The organism is Mesorhizobium sp. 113-3-3 (genome assembly GCF_016756495.1).
Taxonomy (GTDB): Bacteria; Pseudomonadota; Alphaproteobacteria; order Rhizobiales; family Rhizobiaceae; genus Mesorhizobium.
Window position 1 is genome coordinate 329,214 of record NZ_AP023243.1, and the last position, 15,752, is coordinate 344,965.

At 63.6% G+C, this 15,752-nt stretch carries 14 protein-coding genes and 1 tRNA gene; 9 read left to right on the forward strand and 6 right to left on the reverse strand.

The window, feature by feature from the left end:
• Positions 1-253 precede the first annotated feature (253 nt).
• Positions 254-1,156, forward strand: coding sequence for a HEPN domain-containing protein (locus tag JG746_RS01490; protein WP_202356578.1), 903 nt, complete (start codon positions 254-256; stop codon positions 1,154-1,156).
• A gap of 117 nt (positions 1,157-1,273) precedes the next feature.
• Here JG746_RS01490 and JG746_RS01495 read toward each other — a convergent pair.
• Positions 1,274-1,349: transfer RNA gene (locus tag JG746_RS01495), tRNA-Ala, on the reverse strand.
• 172 nt (positions 1,350-1,521) lie between these two features.
• Positions 1,522-1,908 (reverse strand): TIGR02300 family protein, encoded by a 387-nt coding sequence (locus JG746_RS01500; RefSeq protein WP_202356579.1) that lies wholly within the window; start codon positions 1,906-1,908, stop codon positions 1,522-1,524.
• A gap of 206 nt (positions 1,909-2,114) precedes the next feature.
• On the opposite strand from JG746_RS01500, the gene aroA reads away from it, so the two are divergent.
• The 4 genes from aroA (at position 2,115) to JG746_RS01520 (ending at position 8,070) form a co-directional block, all read left to right on the forward strand.
• A complete protein-coding gene (gene aroA / locus JG746_RS01505; protein WP_202356580.1) occupies positions 2,115-3,473 on the forward strand; it encodes a 3-phosphoshikimate 1-carboxyvinyltransferase in 1,359 nt (452 codons plus the stop codon).
• 40 nt (positions 3,474-3,513) lie between these two features.
• A complete protein-coding gene (cmk, locus tag JG746_RS01510) occupies positions 3,514-4,164 on the forward strand; it encodes a (d)CMP kinase (protein WP_202356581.1) in 651 nt (216 codons plus the stop codon).
• A 207-nt stretch (positions 4,165-4,371) separates the two neighbouring features.
• On the forward strand, positions 4,372-6,069 hold the full coding sequence (gene rpsA, locus JG746_RS01515) for a 30S ribosomal protein S1 (RefSeq protein ID WP_010913037.1): 1,698 nt from the start codon (positions 4,372-4,374) through the stop codon (positions 6,067-6,069).
• Between the two features lie 135 nt (positions 6,070-6,204).
• Positions 6,205-8,070, forward strand: coding sequence for a hypothetical protein (locus JG746_RS01520; RefSeq protein ID WP_202356582.1), 1,866 nt, complete (start codon positions 6,205-6,207; stop codon positions 8,068-8,070).
• Here the strand turns inward: JG746_RS01520 and JG746_RS01525 are convergent.
• From JG746_RS01525 to JG746_RS01540, 4 genes are all read right to left on the reverse strand, one after another.
• Positions 8,055-8,762, reverse strand: a complete 708-nt coding sequence (locus JG746_RS01525; RefSeq protein ID WP_202356583.1) for an SDR family NAD(P)-dependent oxidoreductase — start codon at positions 8,760-8,762, stop codon at positions 8,055-8,057. The two genes, JG746_RS01520 and JG746_RS01525, sit on opposite strands and share 16 nt — an antisense overlap.
• A gap of 237 nt (positions 8,763-8,999) precedes the next feature.
• Positions 9,000-10,580: a 5-guanidino-2-oxopentanoate decarboxylase gene (locus JG746_RS01530; protein ID WP_202356584.1), complete on the reverse strand. Its 1,581-nt coding sequence runs from the start codon at positions 10,578-10,580 to the stop codon at positions 9,000-9,002.
• Positions 10,577-11,224, reverse strand: coding sequence for a TetR family transcriptional regulator C-terminal domain-containing protein (locus JG746_RS01535; protein WP_244730634.1), 648 nt, complete (start codon positions 11,222-11,224; stop codon positions 10,577-10,579). The genes JG746_RS01530 and JG746_RS01535 overlap by 4 nt, the downstream gene beginning before the upstream one ends.
• Positions 11,221-12,093 (reverse strand): dimethylarginine dimethylaminohydrolase family protein, encoded by an 873-nt coding sequence (locus JG746_RS01540; protein WP_202356586.1) that lies wholly within the window; start codon positions 12,091-12,093, stop codon positions 11,221-11,223. Before JG746_RS01540 ends, JG746_RS01535 begins: the two co-directional genes overlap by 4 nt.
• 215 nt (positions 12,094-12,308) lie before the next feature.
• Between JG746_RS01540 and JG746_RS01545 the strand changes: the two genes are divergently transcribed.
• From JG746_RS01545 to JG746_RS01560, 4 genes are all read left to right on the forward strand, one after another.
• Positions 12,309-13,124: an ABC transporter ATP-binding protein gene (locus JG746_RS01545; protein WP_274609319.1), complete on the forward strand. Its 816-nt coding sequence runs from the start codon at positions 12,309-12,311 to the stop codon at positions 13,122-13,124.
• A gap of 54 nt (positions 13,125-13,178) precedes the next feature.
• Positions 13,179-13,976 (forward strand): transporter substrate-binding domain-containing protein, encoded by a 798-nt coding sequence (locus JG746_RS01550; protein ID WP_202356587.1) that lies wholly within the window; start codon positions 13,179-13,181, stop codon positions 13,974-13,976.
• A gap of 206 nt (positions 13,977-14,182) precedes the next feature.
• Entirely contained in the window at positions 14,183-14,848 is a 666-nt protein-coding gene (locus JG746_RS01555; RefSeq protein WP_244730635.1) for an ABC transporter permease, read from the forward strand.
• Positions 14,848-15,657 carry an ABC transporter permease gene (locus tag JG746_RS01560; RefSeq protein ID WP_202356588.1) on the forward strand — a complete coding sequence of 270 codons (810 nt, stop codon included), beginning with the start codon at positions 14,848-14,850 and terminating at the stop codon, positions 15,655-15,657. Before JG746_RS01555 ends, JG746_RS01560 begins: the two co-directional genes overlap by 1 nt.
• Positions 15,658-15,752 lie beyond the last annotated feature (95 nt).

The window sequence follows — 15,752 nt, forward strand, 5'->3', positions numbered from 1 at the left end:
GAAGGAAGGGCGCCGGGCCGCAGGCAGCATACTTCGGCCCGGTGCTTGAAACAGAACCAAGGGTAGTGCTTGCTTAGGCTTGGCAACTTCCGGCCGTTCTCGGCCGATCTTCGGTCACATCGTGAACTTGCCGGAGAGTGCGCAGAGGTAGGACCACGAGAGGCCCCGGTCAAATCACGCTTCGGGCCTCTGTTGGCGTCCCATGCAGCCGTAACATATGCTTTGTCCGCCCCTAACGGTGAGAGAGAAGAGAATGTGGTACGCCTGCTCAATCGCGAGAAACCATTTGCTAGAGCCTTCGCCGATCACAGGGCCATTTGAATTGGCGAGCGGCGTCTACATCGAGCCCATCCCCGATTGGGTGAAGTCGGAAGACGCCTTGCAGTTCCTGTCGTGGCGACAAAAGGAAGATGTATCAGACGCACAATTCGCGTTTTCCGTTCGATATGAGGCTGAGGCCATCGGAAGTCCCTCTCCAGAATGGAAAGGCAGCAGACCAATGTCAGTCCAGGCGTATGCCGACGAGAAGTTCTCTCTTGCTGCGTTCGCGCTCTGGCTTGTGAAACCCTCAACTTTGTCATCGGGCGTGGTGCTGCATTTCGGCGAAGATGGCGACCCCAACTCCGTGCGCCAGACTTCGGAGCAATTCGCGATCTGCGTAAGTGAAGAGGAAGCCGACAATGTTATCACGCTTGAAGACCTATCGGCGGCAGGCCCTTTCCTATCGTCTCTGTTGTCAATGTCCCGAGACAACGCACTTTGGACGACGGTCTATATGACCTTGCTCGCTCTTCGGGAGCGGCGGTGGGAACTTCGGTATCTGCTCCAATGGGTGGCGCTAGAAGCGCTTCTCGGGTCAGACAGCCCCAATGAAGTGACCTTCCGTCTCTCGCAAAGGATCGGGCTCTTCCTCGGTGAGAGCCGAGAGGACCGGCGAGCCTTATTTAGGGAAGCAAAGGATGGCTATAAGTGGAGGTCCAAAATCGCCCACGGTGGCCGGTTGGGAAATTTGACCGGCGAACAATCGCTTCGCCTATCGAACGCTACGGAGAACATCATCCGGAGATCGTTCCACAAGATACTACCATCTTCCGAATTGATCGACGTGTTCAGCGGCAAGAAGCGAGAAGACATGCTCGAAGAGCTGGCCTTTTAGGGAGGGTGCGATTTTCGCCGACCGCGAACGGGCTAAGAACCCCGGGGGTCAGAAAAAGGGATCATGGGGTCATTTCAGACCCTTCTAAGTGATTGATTTTATTCACATAGAGACTGATGGTGGAGCCAATCGGAATCGAACCGACGACCTCTTGAATGCCATTCAAGCGCTCTCCCAACTGAGCTATGGCCCCACTCCCGGCAGTCAGCCGGCGCCGTTTCCGGCGAAGAGATCAGCGCGGGTTGGAACACCGCGCCGTTAGTGCAGGCGGCTTCTAACCCCGCCTTTCTCAGATATCAAGCCTTGATGAGCGGCTTTTTGTTCACAGGCCGAGAAAGCCTGCAAACGCTTACGTCTCAGGCCTGTCAGACCTCGTCGTCGTCGTCGCCGACGCCGATCATGTCGGCAACGTCGTCGTCTTCTTCCTCTTCGTCGGCAAGGAAAGTGTCATCCTCGTCGTCGCCGAGGTCGACGTCCTCGTCATCGCCGAGATCGGGCAGATCGTCGCCCTTGACGTCGTCGTCGGCCTCTTCGAGCGAGACGACTTCAACGCCCTCTTCGTCCTCGGCGTCCACTTCCTTCTCGGCCACTTCCTCTTCCTCCTCGAGGGCGGCGATCTTGCCTTCCTCGAAATAGGAACGCGGATAGGTCTTGCCGGTGTAGGGCGAGACGATCGGGTCCTTGTTCAGGTCGTAGAATTTTCGACCCGTCTCAGGGTCGACACGCTTTGTGCCAAGTTCGGTTTTTGCCACGGCAAGCCTCGTCAATAAAAGAGTGGTCCCCTTAACCACTGTTTGCGGCGCTGTCAAAGCTAAAAGCCGGCGTCACAAAACCAAGTCCTGAAAGGCCTCGCGGCAAGTGACGGCCATGGGGATGACCATTTCACCTCGCCGTGATACGAGACCGCCGCAACAAATGAAAAGCGCCGGTACGCCGGCATTCCGTCCAGGGAAATTCCATGTCTCACGCCGCCGCTGCCAAGCCGGCCACCGCCCGCAAATCTCAAGCCCTTTCCGGCACCGCGCGCGTGCCGGGCGACAAGTCGATCTCGCATCGCTCCTTCATGTTCGGCGGCCTCGCCTCCGGCGAAACCCGCATCACCGGCCTGCTCGAGGGCGAGGATGTGATGCGCACGGGCGCGGCCATGAAGGCGATGGGCGCGCATATCGAAAAGCACGGCGCCGAGTGGGTGATCCGCGGCACCGGCAATGGCGCGCTCTTACAGCCGGAAGGCCCGCTCGACTTCGGCAATGCCGGCACCGGCTCGCGGCTGACCATGGGTCTCGTCGGCACCTATGACATGGAAACCACCTTCATCGGCGACGCCTCGCTGTCGGGCCGGCCGATGGGCCGGGTGCTGGAGCCGCTGCGCCAGATGGGCGTGCAGGTGCTGAAGGCGACGCCCGGCGACCGCATGCCGATCACGCTGCATGGCCCCAAGCACGCCGCCCCGATCACCTACCGCGTGCCGATGGCCTCGGCGCAGGTGAAGTCGGCGGTGCTGCTCGCCGGCCTCAATACGCCGGGCATCACCACCGTCATCGAACCTGTCATGACGCGCGACCACACCGAAAAGATGCTCAAGGGCTTTGGCGCGAATCTGTCGGTTGAGACCGACGAACGCGGCGCGCGCCACATCTTCATCGAGGGCCAGGGCAAACTGACCGGCCAGACGATCGCGGTACCGGGCGACCCGTCCTCGGCCGGATTCCCGCTGGTGGCGGCACTCATCGTGCCGGGTTCGGACATCGTGATCGAAAACGTGCTGATGAACCCGACCCGCACCGGCCTGCTGCTGACGCTGCAGGAAATGGGCGGTCAGATCGACATCCTGAACCCGCGCAATGCCGGCGGCGAGGATGTCGCCGACCTGCGCGTGCGTTATTCCGAGCTCAAGGGCGTCACCGTGCCGCCGGAGCGCGCGCCGTCGATGATCGACGAGTACCCGGTGCTGGCTGTTGCGGCCAGCTTCGCCGAAGGCGAGACGCTGATGCAGGGGCTGGAGGAACTGCGGGTGAAGGAATCCGACCGGCTGTCGGCCGTCGCCAACGGGCTGAAGCTCAACGGCGTCGACTGCACCGAAGGCGAGGCGTCGCTGGCCGTGCGCGGCAAGCCGGGCGGCAAGGGGTTGGGTGGCCATCCCAACGGTCTGGATACCACCGTGCAGACGCATCTCGACCATCGCATCGCCATGAGTTTTCTGGTGATGGGACTGGCGACGGAAAAGCCGGTGACCATCGACGACCAGGCGATGATCGCGACGAGCTTTCCGGAGTTCATGGGGCTGATGACGGGGTTGGGCGCGGAGATTGAATGACGGTCGTGGCAATCAATAGCCTTGGCACTTTGGCGGGCCAATGACTCACGTCTTCACCATCGCCATCGACGGCCCGGCGGGTGCTGGCAAAGGCACCCTCGCCCGGCGGCTCGCCGACCATTACCGCCTCAACCTGCTCGACACCGGCCTCACCTATCGCGCCGTGGCCTATGCGCTGATCCAGCACGCGCTGCCGCTCGACAATGTCTCGGCGGCGGAAACCGCAGCGCGCCAGGTCGACCTGGCAAAGCTCGACCGCGCCGTGCTGTCGGCGCATGCCGTCGGTGAGGCGGCCTCCAAGGTCGCGGTGTTTCCGACGGTGCGGCGCATCCTGGTCGAGAAGCAGCGTGCCTTCGCCAAGACGCCGCCGGGCGCCGTTCTGGACGGGCGTGACATCGGCACGGTCGTGTGCCCCGACGCCGACATCAAACTCTATGTAACGGCGAGCGCGGAGGTGCGGGCGAAGCGGCGGCTGGCCGAGATCGAAAGCATCGGCGGCACCGCCAATTTCGCCGAAATCCTCGCCGACATCGTGCGCCGCGACGAGCGCGACATGGGCCGTGCCGACTCGCCCTTGAAGCCGGCCGCCGACGCACACTTGCTAGATACCAGCGAAATGGCTATAGAAGCCGCGTTTCTCGCGGCCATGGCGATCGTTGACGACGCGCTGGCCAGGAGGAACAAGGCCTGATCCGGGTTTTCTCCCGCGTTTCCGTTGCCGGAAGGGCAGAAAATACCCATATCGGGCACGAACCAGCCTGCCAGCATTCTTCATGCGCCGGAATTGCCGCTTAGAAAGCGGCCCAGGGCTTTTTAGCCCGGAACGCCGGCAGGCCAACGCAACGCTAACCCACGGCGCCCGTCCCGCTCAGAGATGCGGGGCACTCCAGGAGAAAATATGTCAGCTGCAAATCCCACTCGCGATGATTTCGCGAGCCTGCTCGAAGAATCTTTCACCACCGGCCACTCCGGCGAAGGTCAGGTCGTCAAGGGCACGATCACCGCGATCGAAAAGGACATGGCCATTATCGACGTCGGCCTCAAGGTCGAAGGCCGCGTGCCGCTGAAGGAATTCGGCGTCAAGGGCAAGGACACCACCCTCAAGGTCGGTGACACCGTCGAAGTCTATGTCGAGCGCATCGAGAACGCGCTTGGCGAAGCGATGCTTTCGCGCGAGAAGGCCCGCCGCGAAGAGAGCTGGGTCCGTCTCGAAGAGAAGTTCACCAAGGGTGAGCGCGTCGAAGGCGTCATCTTCAACCAGGTCAAGGGCGGCTTCACCGTCGACCTCGACGGCGCCGTGGCCTTCCTGCCGCGCAGCCAGGTCGATATCCGCCCGATCCGCGACGTCTCCCCGCTGATGCACAACCCGCAGCCCTTCGAGATCCTCAAGATGGATCGCCGCCGCGGCAACATCGTGGTGTCGCGCCGCACCGTGCTCGAGGAAAGCCGCGCCGAACAGCGTTCGGAAATCGTGCAGAACCTCGAAGAGGGCCAGGTTGTCGAAGGCGTCGTCAAGAACATCACCGACTACGGTGCGTTCGTCGACCTCGGCGGCATCGACGGCCTGCTGCATGTCACCGACATGGCCTGGCGCCGCGTCAACCATCCGACCGAAATCCTCAACATCGGTCAGACGGTCAAGGTGCAGATCATCCGCATCAACCAGGAAACCCACCGCATCTCGCTCGGCATGAAGCAGCTCGAGAGCGATCCGTGGTCCGAGATCGGCACCAAGTTCCCGATCGGCAAGAAGATCAAGGGCACCGTCACCAACATCACCGACTACGGCGCGTTCGTCGAGCTGGAGCCGGGCATCGAAGGCCTCATCCACGTTTCGGAAATGTCGTGGACCAAGAAGAACGTGCACCCCGGCAAGATCCTGTCGACGACCCAGGAAGTCGACGTGGTGGTGCTCGAGGTCGATCCGGCCAAGCGCCGCATCTCGCTTGGCCTCAAGCAGACGCTCGAGAATCCGTGGGAAGCCTTCGCGCGCAACCATCCGGTCGGCAGCCAGGTCGAGGGCGAGGTCAAGAACAAGACCGAGTTCGGCCTGTTCATCGGCCTGGAAGGCGATGTGGACGGCATGGTGCACCTCTCCGACCTCGACTGGACTCGTCCGGGCGAGCAGGTCATCGAAGAGTACAATCGCGGCGACATGGTCAAGGCGCAGGTGCTCGACGTCGACATCGAGAAGGAGCGCATCTCGCTCGGCATCAAGCAGTTGGCCCGCGACACGGTCGGCGAAGCAGCGACTTCGGGCGAACTGCGCAAGAACGCGGTCGTCACCTGTGAAGTCATCGGCGTCAAGGATGGCGGTCTGGAAGTGCGGCTGGTCGACAGCGGCATCGAGACCTTCATCAAGCGCTCCGATCTGAGCCGCGACCGCGACGAGCAGCGCCCCGAGCGCTTCACCGTCGGCCAGAAGGTCGATGCCCGCGTCATCGCCTTCGACAAGAAGACCCGCAAGCTGCAGGTCTCGATCAAGGCGCTGGAAATCGCCGAAGAGAAGGAAGCGGTCGCCCAGTACGGCTCGACCGACTCCGGCGCTTCGCTGGGCGACATTCTGGGTGCCGCGCTGAAGAAGCAGGGCAACTAAGACGTCAGTCATCGGCGGCGCGCCTTGCGTGCCGCCTTATAAAAAAGACCCGCCGGAGCGATCCGGCGGGTCTTTTTCTTTACGGGAACATAAACTTCCTCGCGTATCTGCTGGTGGTCCAACGGAATACTTTCCATGAGCAATAGCGCCGATAATGCCGCTGCGCGGCCTTCCTGGTTGCTGCGCCTTTACACCAGCTCGCCTGTCCTGTTCTGCTTTTGCGCAATGGCGATCCTGATGACCGTTCTGTGGTCCCTGGGCTTCCGGCTCAACAATGACGCGGACGATCTCCTCAAGCTGCACGAAATCCGTACCTTGCTTGAAACGGGCAACATCTTCGACCGGACGCTGCCCGGCATTGTCCAGCCCGAGCCCTATGTTTCGCACTGGCCGTGGATCGTGGACCTCCCCTATGCCGCCTTCGCGCGCCTGTTCGCCCCGTTTGCCGGCTTCGAGCCGGCTTTGATGCTGGCAAGCTTCGCCGTCCCGCTGCTGCTGCTTGTGCCCGCGCTTTATTTCTACAACCGGCTGGTGATCGCCATCGGCTTTGCCCATCCGGCCGTCGCATTCCCGTTGGCCCTGATCTTCGCAGCGCGCGCCTTTTTCGAATTCGCCCCCGGACGGATCGACTACCACAATCTGCAAATCCTGCTTCTGCTGGCGACCCTGGCGTTGATGATGTCGGCGAGCCGCCTCTCGGCCTTCGTCAACGGGCTGCTGACGGCCCTGGCAATCGCTGTCAGCAGCGAGTTCGCGCCGTTCTATGTCCTGGTGATGGCGGTCTATGCCTTCGACTGGATCTTCGACCGCGAAGGCGGTGAAAACAGGATCGCCGGTTTCGGGCTGGCCATGGCCCTCGGCGCGATCGGCCTGTTCGCGGCGATCGTGCCGCCCTCTGCCTATACAGCGGTCAGATGCGACACCTATTCGTCGCCGCATGTGACGGCGCTGGCCGCGGCCGGGCTTTCATTTGCCGTCGTGCCTTTGCTTGCCGGCCGGCGCGGCGGATGGCTGATGCGTACGGCCATCCTTTTGGTGTTCGCGGCGGCCAGCGCGGCGGCACTGGTGATGCTGTTCCCGCAATGCCTGGCCAGTCCCTATGCCTCGCTCGACGTCTATGTTCGCGACAACATGATCAACAGGATCCTTCAGGAACTGAGCCTGTTTCGGCGCCCCGATGTCGTCCTGACGACAGGCTTTCCCAGCATGGCGCTGCTGTTTATCGGCGCGCTTGCGCCAGCCGTCATCTGCGCCAGGCCGCAAGGCCGAACCCGGCCTCTCGTGATATTGACCCTGTTCTCGCTGCTCTCGCTGGCGCTCGCGGTCGGCTATGTCCGTTACTACCGCTACCTTCCGATCTTTTCCGGCATCGGCCTCGTCTTCGCCCTGGCGAGCCTCGTGCCGAATGCGAGGTTGGGTCGGTATTTGAAATCCCCGGTGCCAGCGGCATCGCACAGATACGCCCTGATCCTGCCCGGTCTCGTCTTGTCCATAGCAATGGTGCTGTACCATCTGTCGGTAAGACCGTCCGAGGCGGCGGTTCCCGCCGCCGAAGTCGCCGACAGCTGCTATTCCAGCCCTTTTGACCCGGAACAGGGTTGGCCGTCCGGCGCCATCGTTCTGTCTCCACCGCTGATCGGCTCGCGCTTCGTCGCACTTGCCGAAGGCCCCAAGGTGGTGACGATCGCCAATCATCCGTCGGCCAAGGGAATCGAGCGAAGCTATCGCTTCCTCGATCCGGCAACCGCCGACCCGCGCGCAATACTCGATGCGTCCAAGGCAACGCATGTCGCGATCTGCGCCTGGCGCGGCCCACCATTGCCGGGACTGGAAGCCGCCTATCCATTCGCGGCGGGGCTGATCGAAGGCCATCCGCCGGCATGGTTGCGGGAGTGCCCGACGAAAGCTTCATCACCGCTGCGGATCTACAGCTATCGCAACGCCGACGGGTCGGACGCCATGTGCCCGGCTTCGACGCTCGCCGTTCAGGCCCGGCCGTAGAGCGGCACCAACGTTCCGCTCATCGCCTGATTGGCCGGCGAGGCGAGATAGGCGATGGCTTCGGCCGCCGCTTCGAGGCTGACCCATTTGGTGAAATCGGCATCCGGCATGTCGGCGCGGTTTGCCGGCGTGTCGAGGGTCGACGGCGCCACGGCATTGACCAGGATGCCCTTGGCCTTGAGCTCTTCGGCCATCGCCACCGTCATGGCCGCCACCGCCGCCTTGCTGGCCGTGTAGGCGACCATGCCGGCGCCGCGCCTGGGGTCGAGCCCGGCGCGCGCGGTGACGTTGACGATGCGGCCTGACGTGCCCGACGCCAGCATCGAGCGGATCGCCGCGCGGCTGCACAGGAAGGTGGTGCGGGCGTTTGTGTCCATCATCTCGGCAAAGGATGCCGATTCGATCTTCTCCACCGGCGCCATGGCGAAGCCGCCGGCCAGATGGATCGACCCCCACAAGGCAGGAACCTGGGCATAGAAGGCTTCGACCTTGGCGGAGTCCGACAGGTCGACATTATGCGCCAGCTTGACGTTGTCGTGCGCGGTGAAAGGAAATTGCTGGGGTGCCGCGGCATGTGCGTTCGGCACGTGGCAGATGGCGCCCTGTTCCAGCAGGCGGCCAACCACCGCGCCGCCGAGCGCGCCGGTCCCACCGGTCACAACGATATGCCTGCCTTGAAGTGTTTCCGTCATCCTGACCGCTCCTTGTCGTGTTTTTATGATTATGTCGCTTGTTGCGCCGCGCCGACGCGAAGCGTCGCCTCTTTCGGGCGAGCACTCAATTGATATCTCGACATGGCAGCCGTCGCGTCTTTGCATGCGTCACTACGCATATTATGGCAACGCCTCCAGCCATGCGGCCGTTGCGTACGACAGGCGAGCCGACGAATGGTCCGGTGCCGACGAGAAAATCAACGCTGGCTCAAGCCTTCAATCGACGATGATTTCGATGAGGCAAGGCAATCCGGTTGCCCGGGCACGCTTCAGGGCCTGTGGAAAGTCACTGATGGCGGTGAGCCGTTCGGCTGATATGCCATAGGCTTCGGCCAGCTTGCAGAAATCGGGCGGCGCCGGCGAGACCCCGACCGGTTCGACGCCGACATCGAGCATCGAGGTTTCGATCTCGCGATACCCCCTGTTGTTCCAGACCACGAAGATGACCGGCGCATCGGAATCGAGCGCGACACCCAGTTCCGACAATGTGAACTGGAAGCCACCGTCGCCGGTCAGGCAGACAACTGGCACATCGGGCATGGCAAGTGCTGCGCCGATCGCCGCCGGCGGGCCGTAGCCAAGCGCACCGAAGCCGGTGGCGGCGTTGAACCAGCCGCCCGGCCGGTCGTGATCGTAATAGAGGTTGGCGGCGTAAATCGGCTGCGTCGAATCGCCGACGATGATGGCGCCCGGCAAGGCATCGCGGATCATTTCCACGGCATGCACCTGCGCCAGATAGGCCGGGCTCAGCTCGGCGGATGCCGCCTTCCGTGTGGCGGCGGCGCGTGCCTCGCCGCCGGATGCGGCAGAATGGGCCGGGCCGATAGCCGCCAGCAAGGCTTCGATCGCCTCGGCGCAGTCGGCCTGGATGCCGACCGTCACCGGGCGGCGGGCGAGCTGGTCGGCGCCGATGTCGATGCGGATCAGGTTGGAAGGCAGAACGAAGCCGCCGTCGCCATAGCCGTCATAGTCGGTCGGGCCGAATTCGGTGCCGGCGGCAATCACCAGATCGGCCTCGGCCATCAGCGCGCGGACCGCCTTAAGACTTGGGCTTGCCGGCACGCCGAGCGGGTGACCGTGCAGCAGGCCGCGCGCATTGGTGGTCTCGACGACCGGCGCGCCGAGTGTCTCGGCCAGGCGCCGCAGCGCCGTCTCGGCCCGCTTGGCGCCGCCGCCGGCCAGGATCAGCGGACGGCGGGCAGTGGCGATGAGTTCGGCAGCCCTTGCAATGGCTGCGCCATCCGGCGCGGGTGGCGCCGCGTTGCTCAGCAATGCCGCGATATCGTCAGCCGGCTTGACCATGACATCGGTCGGGATCTCGATATGCACAGGGCCCGGCCGTGACGATGAAAACAGCGCGAAGGCCTGCGCCAGCGCGCCCGGCAATTCGCTGGCCTCGGTGACGCGCAGCGACAACAGCGCCACCTTCTCCATCATGCCGCGCTGGTCCGGCAGCTCATGCAGGAAGCCCAGCCCCTTGCCCAGCGTCGGCATGGCGTTGACGCCCGATATGACCAGCATCGGCACCGAATCGGCGCGCGCCTGGCCCATGGCGGTGATGGTGTTGGTCAGCCCCGGCCCGGTGATGACGAAGGCGACGCCCGGCCTGCCGCTGGCGCGGGCATAGCCGTCGGCCATGAAGCCGGCGCCTTGTTCGTGGCGCGGCGTGACATGGCGGATCTTCGAGCGCGCCAGGCCGCGGTAGAGCTCGACCGTGTGGACGCCTGGAATGCCGAAGACGGTATCCACGCCATGCGCCTCGAGCAGCGTGATCAGGGCTTCGCCGAGTGTTGTCATTGATCGTCTTCCCTTTCCGGCGCAAGGCCCAGTTCGGCCTCGACAGTCTTGATGCCAATCGCCGCCAATTCGCCAGGCGAGAACATCTCGCCGGCCAGGCAGCCTTCGATCCAGAGCCCGTCGATGATCGCATTGATCGCGATGGCGTGGTGGCGCAACTGGCTTGCGTCCGGCTCGCGCCGTTCGGCGGCGAGCACCTCGGCCACAACCGCTTCCACCTCGTTGCGAAAGCCAAGGTAGCCTTCGCGGTGGGCGCGAGCCAGGCTTGGATCCGCACCGGCGCGGCCGATGAAGGTTGCCCAGAGTGAAAACACCCGCGCGTCGATGATCGGCACGGTGAGGTTGGCGGTGACGAAAGCCGCAAGGCGCTGGCGCGGCGAGGCATCTTCCATCACCAACGCCGCTTTCGCCTGCTCGGTCATGCGGCCCATGAGTGCGGCATAGGCTTCCTGCAGCAATTCTTCCTTGCCGGGGAAATAGTGCCGGATCAGGCCGGCGGTGACGCCGGCGCGCAAGGCAATGGTGCGCAAGGTGGCGCCCTGCAAGCCATGTTCGGCCACACTGTCCAGGGTTGCCTCGATCAGATCCTGCCGCCGCCGCTCCTCGCCCTCGCGGCGGAACCTGCGGCGGGATGGCGCATTCATTGGCGCAGGATCGGCCGCGTCAGGCATGTCGGCCCGCCCTCGCAGGCGATGCAGAGCGCATCCGCCTCGAAGATTTCGACCGTGCAGCCGGCGGCTTCCATCGCGGCCTTGGTCTTGGGAAAGCCTGCGACGGCAATGACCTTGAGCGGGCTGGTCGGCAATACGTTGAGGCTGAGGCCGTTGGAAGCCGCGAACTCTTCGGCGTCGCCTTCGACCAGCCGGATGCCGCGTGCCTTCAGCATCTGATAGAAGGGCGCCGGCAAAAGCGGCGAATAGACCAAAGCGAGGTCGTCGGCCAGCGGGCTGATCACCGACATCAGATGCAGGCAGGCCTCTTCGCCCTGCCACAACGGAAGATCAAAGCCGTAGACGGAAACGCCCAGCGGCGTCAGCAGGTTGGAAACCTGCTGGATGCCTTCCTGGTTGGAACGGACACCGCGCCCGATCACCAGCGTGCGCGCATCCAGCCACACACAGTCACCGCCTTCGACCTGGCCCGGGGCCTCGACGCGGCCGAGGATCGGAATGCCCAGTCTTGTGTATGTTTCCTCATGCAGCGAGGGCTCCCCCGCGCGCAAGGGCTTGCCCATGGACAGAATCAGCGCGCCGCGGTCGGTCATCAGCGATGGGTCGTGCGTGAACACCGAATCCGAAAGTCCGTCGGCCTTGTCCTCGATCCATTCGATTTCGGAGCCGGAAGCCGCCACCAGTTCAGCAAGGACGGCGTGCTGCGATGCGGCTTTTGCCGGATCGAATCCCGGGCCATAGTGCCAGGCGGCCCTGTCGGCGTCGCGCATCGCGTTGGCCGCCGACCGCATCAGCACGCGTCGCAGCGGCGCTGCCATGGATTGTGATCCGAAAGCGCTCATCGAGGCCCTTTTTTTGGCTGAAAAAAACCGAGAAAATTTCATGGGAGGCTATTTATACACTTGCACAACAAGCTCGCAAGTGCCGTAATGAGCGGGATTGACGGGCTCGCGCCGTTGGGTCCATGCTGAAGTCTGGAGCGGGGCAGTACAGCGTATATGTTGATTAGCCGAATGGACGTTCGACGAACTGCCGCCGACCATACAGAGGTCACCCGGTGAGCGCGGTGGAGGCTGCCGCAGCACAATCCGGCAAGGCGCAGAACGGCGCCGCCGAAGCCATCCATGTCGAAAACCTGCACAAGAAATTCGGCCAGCTGCATGTGCTGAAGGGCGTGTCGCTGTCGGCGCGCGACGGCGAGGTGATCGCCATCATCGGTGGCTCGGGCTCGGGCAAATCGACGCTGCTGCGCTGCATCAACTGCCTGGAAAATCCGACGAGCGGCATCATCCGCGTCAATGGCGAGGAGATCAAGCTGAAGGCGGACAGCCATGGCCACACCGTTCCGGCCGACCGCAGACAGATCGAGCGTATCCGCTCCAAGCTCGGCATGGTGTTCCAGAACTTCAACCTGTGGAGCCACATGACGCTGATCGAAAACGTCATCGAGGTTCCGGTGCACGTGCTCGGCGTCAAGCGCGACGAGGCGATCGCCCAGGCCGAAAAGCTGCTGACGCGCGTCGGGCTTGCGGAAAAGCGCGACGTCTATCCTGCCTATCTGTCAGGCGGCCAGCAACAGCGCGCCGCGATCGCCCGCGCGCTCGCCATCAATCCACGCGTCATGCTGTTCGACGAGCCGACCTCGGCGCTCGACCCCGAACTGGTCGGCGAAGTGCTGAAGGTCATCGGCGACCTGGCGCGCGAAGGCCGCACCATGGTGCTTGTCACCCATGAGATGAAGTTCGCCCGCGAGGTCGCGACCCATGTCGTCTATCTCTACAACGGGCTGGTCGAGGAAGAAGGGCCGCCGGAGCAGATCTTCGGCGCACCGAAATCCGAAAGGCTGAAACAGTTCATCCGCAACATCGGCTAGGGACAGGCCGAGACGGAAGAAAACCGGGAACCAACAACAAACTGGGAGTTTGAAATGAAGACTGTTCTGAAGACATTCGCCGCGGCACTGCTGCTCGGCGTCGCCGCCATGGGCGTGGCCAAGGCCGATCCGGTCAAGATCGGCGTCGCCGCCGAGCCCTATCCGCCCTTCACCTCGCCGGACGCCTCGGGCAAATGGGTCGGCTGGGAGATCGACTTCATCGACGCCGTCTGCGCCGAGGAGAAACTCGACTGCGTCATCACGCCTGTCGCCTGGGACGGCATCATCCCGGCGCTGACCACCAAGAAGATCGACCTCATCGTCTCGTCGATGTCGATCACCGCCGAGCGCGAGAAGACCATCGACTTCTCCGACAAGTACTACAACACCCCGACCGCCATCATCGGACCGAAGGACCAGAAGTTCGGCGCCGCGCCCGACGACCTCAAGGGCAAGGTGCTCGGCGTCCAGGTGTCGACCGTGCACGCCGTCTACGCCAAGAAGCACTTCGGCCCGACCGCCTCCGAAATCAAGGAATACCAGACCCAGGACGAAGCCAACCAGGATCTCGCCGCCGGCCGCCTCGATGCGGTGCAGGCCGACTCAATCGCGCTTGGCGAATTCCTCAAATCCGATCAGGGCAAGGCCTGCTGCGACCTGAAGGGCATGGTGGCTCCGGACGACGAAGTGCTCGGACCGGGCGTCGGCGCCGGCGTGCGCAAGGAAGACACCGAGTTGAAGGGCAAGATCAACGCCGGCATCAAGGCGATCCGCTCCAACGGCAAGTATGACGAGATCTCGAAGAAGTACTTCGATTTCGACATTTACGGCGGCTCGACGCAGTCGAACTGACCCCCCCTCGCATGTCCCGGAGAGCGTGACGCCAAAGTCGTGCTCTCCGGCCTCCCTTTCCCACGCATGCCTGCCGCCGGCCGCTGGCGTCGGCGGATAGAGCCAGCAATCCGGGGGCAAAGCTGATCGACGCGCTTCTTCCGGCCTCGGCGGCCGGTATCATCGAACTTCTCTCGCCCGCGCCCGTCGGCTGGGGCGGTACACTCATGCTCGGGCTGCTGCATTCGCTCGAGATTGCCGTAGGCGCCACGATCGTCGGCCTGCTCATCGGGACCTGCGGCGCCTATGGCAAGCTTTATGGCGGGCCCGTCGTGCGCGACCTGCTGGCTGTCTACACCACCGTGGTGCGCGCCGTGCCGGAACTGGTACTGATCCTGCTGCTCTACTATGCCGGCACCGACCTGATAAACCAGGTGCTGACCGCGATCGGTTACCAGCGTGTCGATATTAGCGGGCTGGTGGCCGGCATAGCCGTGCTTGGCTTCTGCCAGGGCGCCTATTCGACAGAGGTCATGCGCGGCGCGATCCTGGCTATCCCGCAGGGCCAGATCGAAGCGGCCCGCGCCTTCGGCATGTCTCCCGGCCTTCTCTTGCGGCGCATCACGCTGCCGGCGATGCTGCCTTTCGCCATTCCGGGTCTGGCCAATCTGTGGCTGATCGCGACCAAGGACACCGCGCTGCTGGCCGTCGTCGGCTTCTTCGAACTGACGCTCGCGACACGGCAGGCGGCAGGCGTCACCAAGGCCTATCTGATCTTCTACCTCGCCGCCGGCGTTCTCTATCTCGCGGTGACGCTGTTTTCGAACTTCCTGCTTGGCCGCGCCGAGAAATGGGCGCGGCGCGGCATGCCTTCGATCAAGGAGGCACGCTGATGGCAGGCGAAGCGGCCATCATCGACACGGCGGCGCGCGCCTCGCTCTGGCTGCAGCCGCATCGCATCATTCTCATCCTGATCGGGCTGGGGTTGGTGCTGTCGGCCGCGTTTTTCATGCGCTGGGACTGGCTGCCGCAATATTGGGAGATGGGCCTGATGGGCATCTGGCGCGCCCTGTGGATCCTGGCGGTCACCTGCGCGCTCGGCTTCCTGATCGCCATGCCGGTCGGGCTGGCGCAGGCCGCCGGTTCGATCTGGGTCGCGGCGCCGGCGAAAGTCTTCTGCACCATCATCCGCGGCACGCCGCTGCTGTTGCAGTTGTGGCTGCTCTATTACGGGTTGGGCTCGCTGTTCCCGCAATATCCGTGGATCCGCGACTCCTGGATGTGGCCGTATCTGCGGCAGGCCTGGCCGTACGGCGTTCTGGCTCTCACCCTGTCCTTCGCCGGCTATGAGGGCGAAGTGATGCGCGGCGCCTTTGCCGGCGTGCCCAAGGGACAGCTGGAAGCCGCCCGCGCCTTCGGCATGAGCCGCTGGAAGATCTTCCGGCGCATCTGGCTGCCGCAAGCTTTCTACCGGGCGCTGCCGACGCTGACCGGCGAGACCGTGCTGCAGTTGAAGTCGACGCCGCTGGTGGCGACGATCAGCGTGATCGACATCTTCGCCGTCGCGGGCAAGGTGCGGCAGGACACCTACCTCACCTACGAGCCCTTGCTGCTGCTGGCGTTGATCTATATGGCGATCACCGGCATTCTGGTCCTGGCCCTCAGCCGGATCGAGGCGCGGATTCCGGTCAAGGTCGGCTAGGAAGACGTGGTGAATAGCGAGTAGTGAGTAGCGAATAGGGCCACCTCGCTATCCCCGTACTCGCTACTCCCTATTCGCTACTCACTTAGGAACAA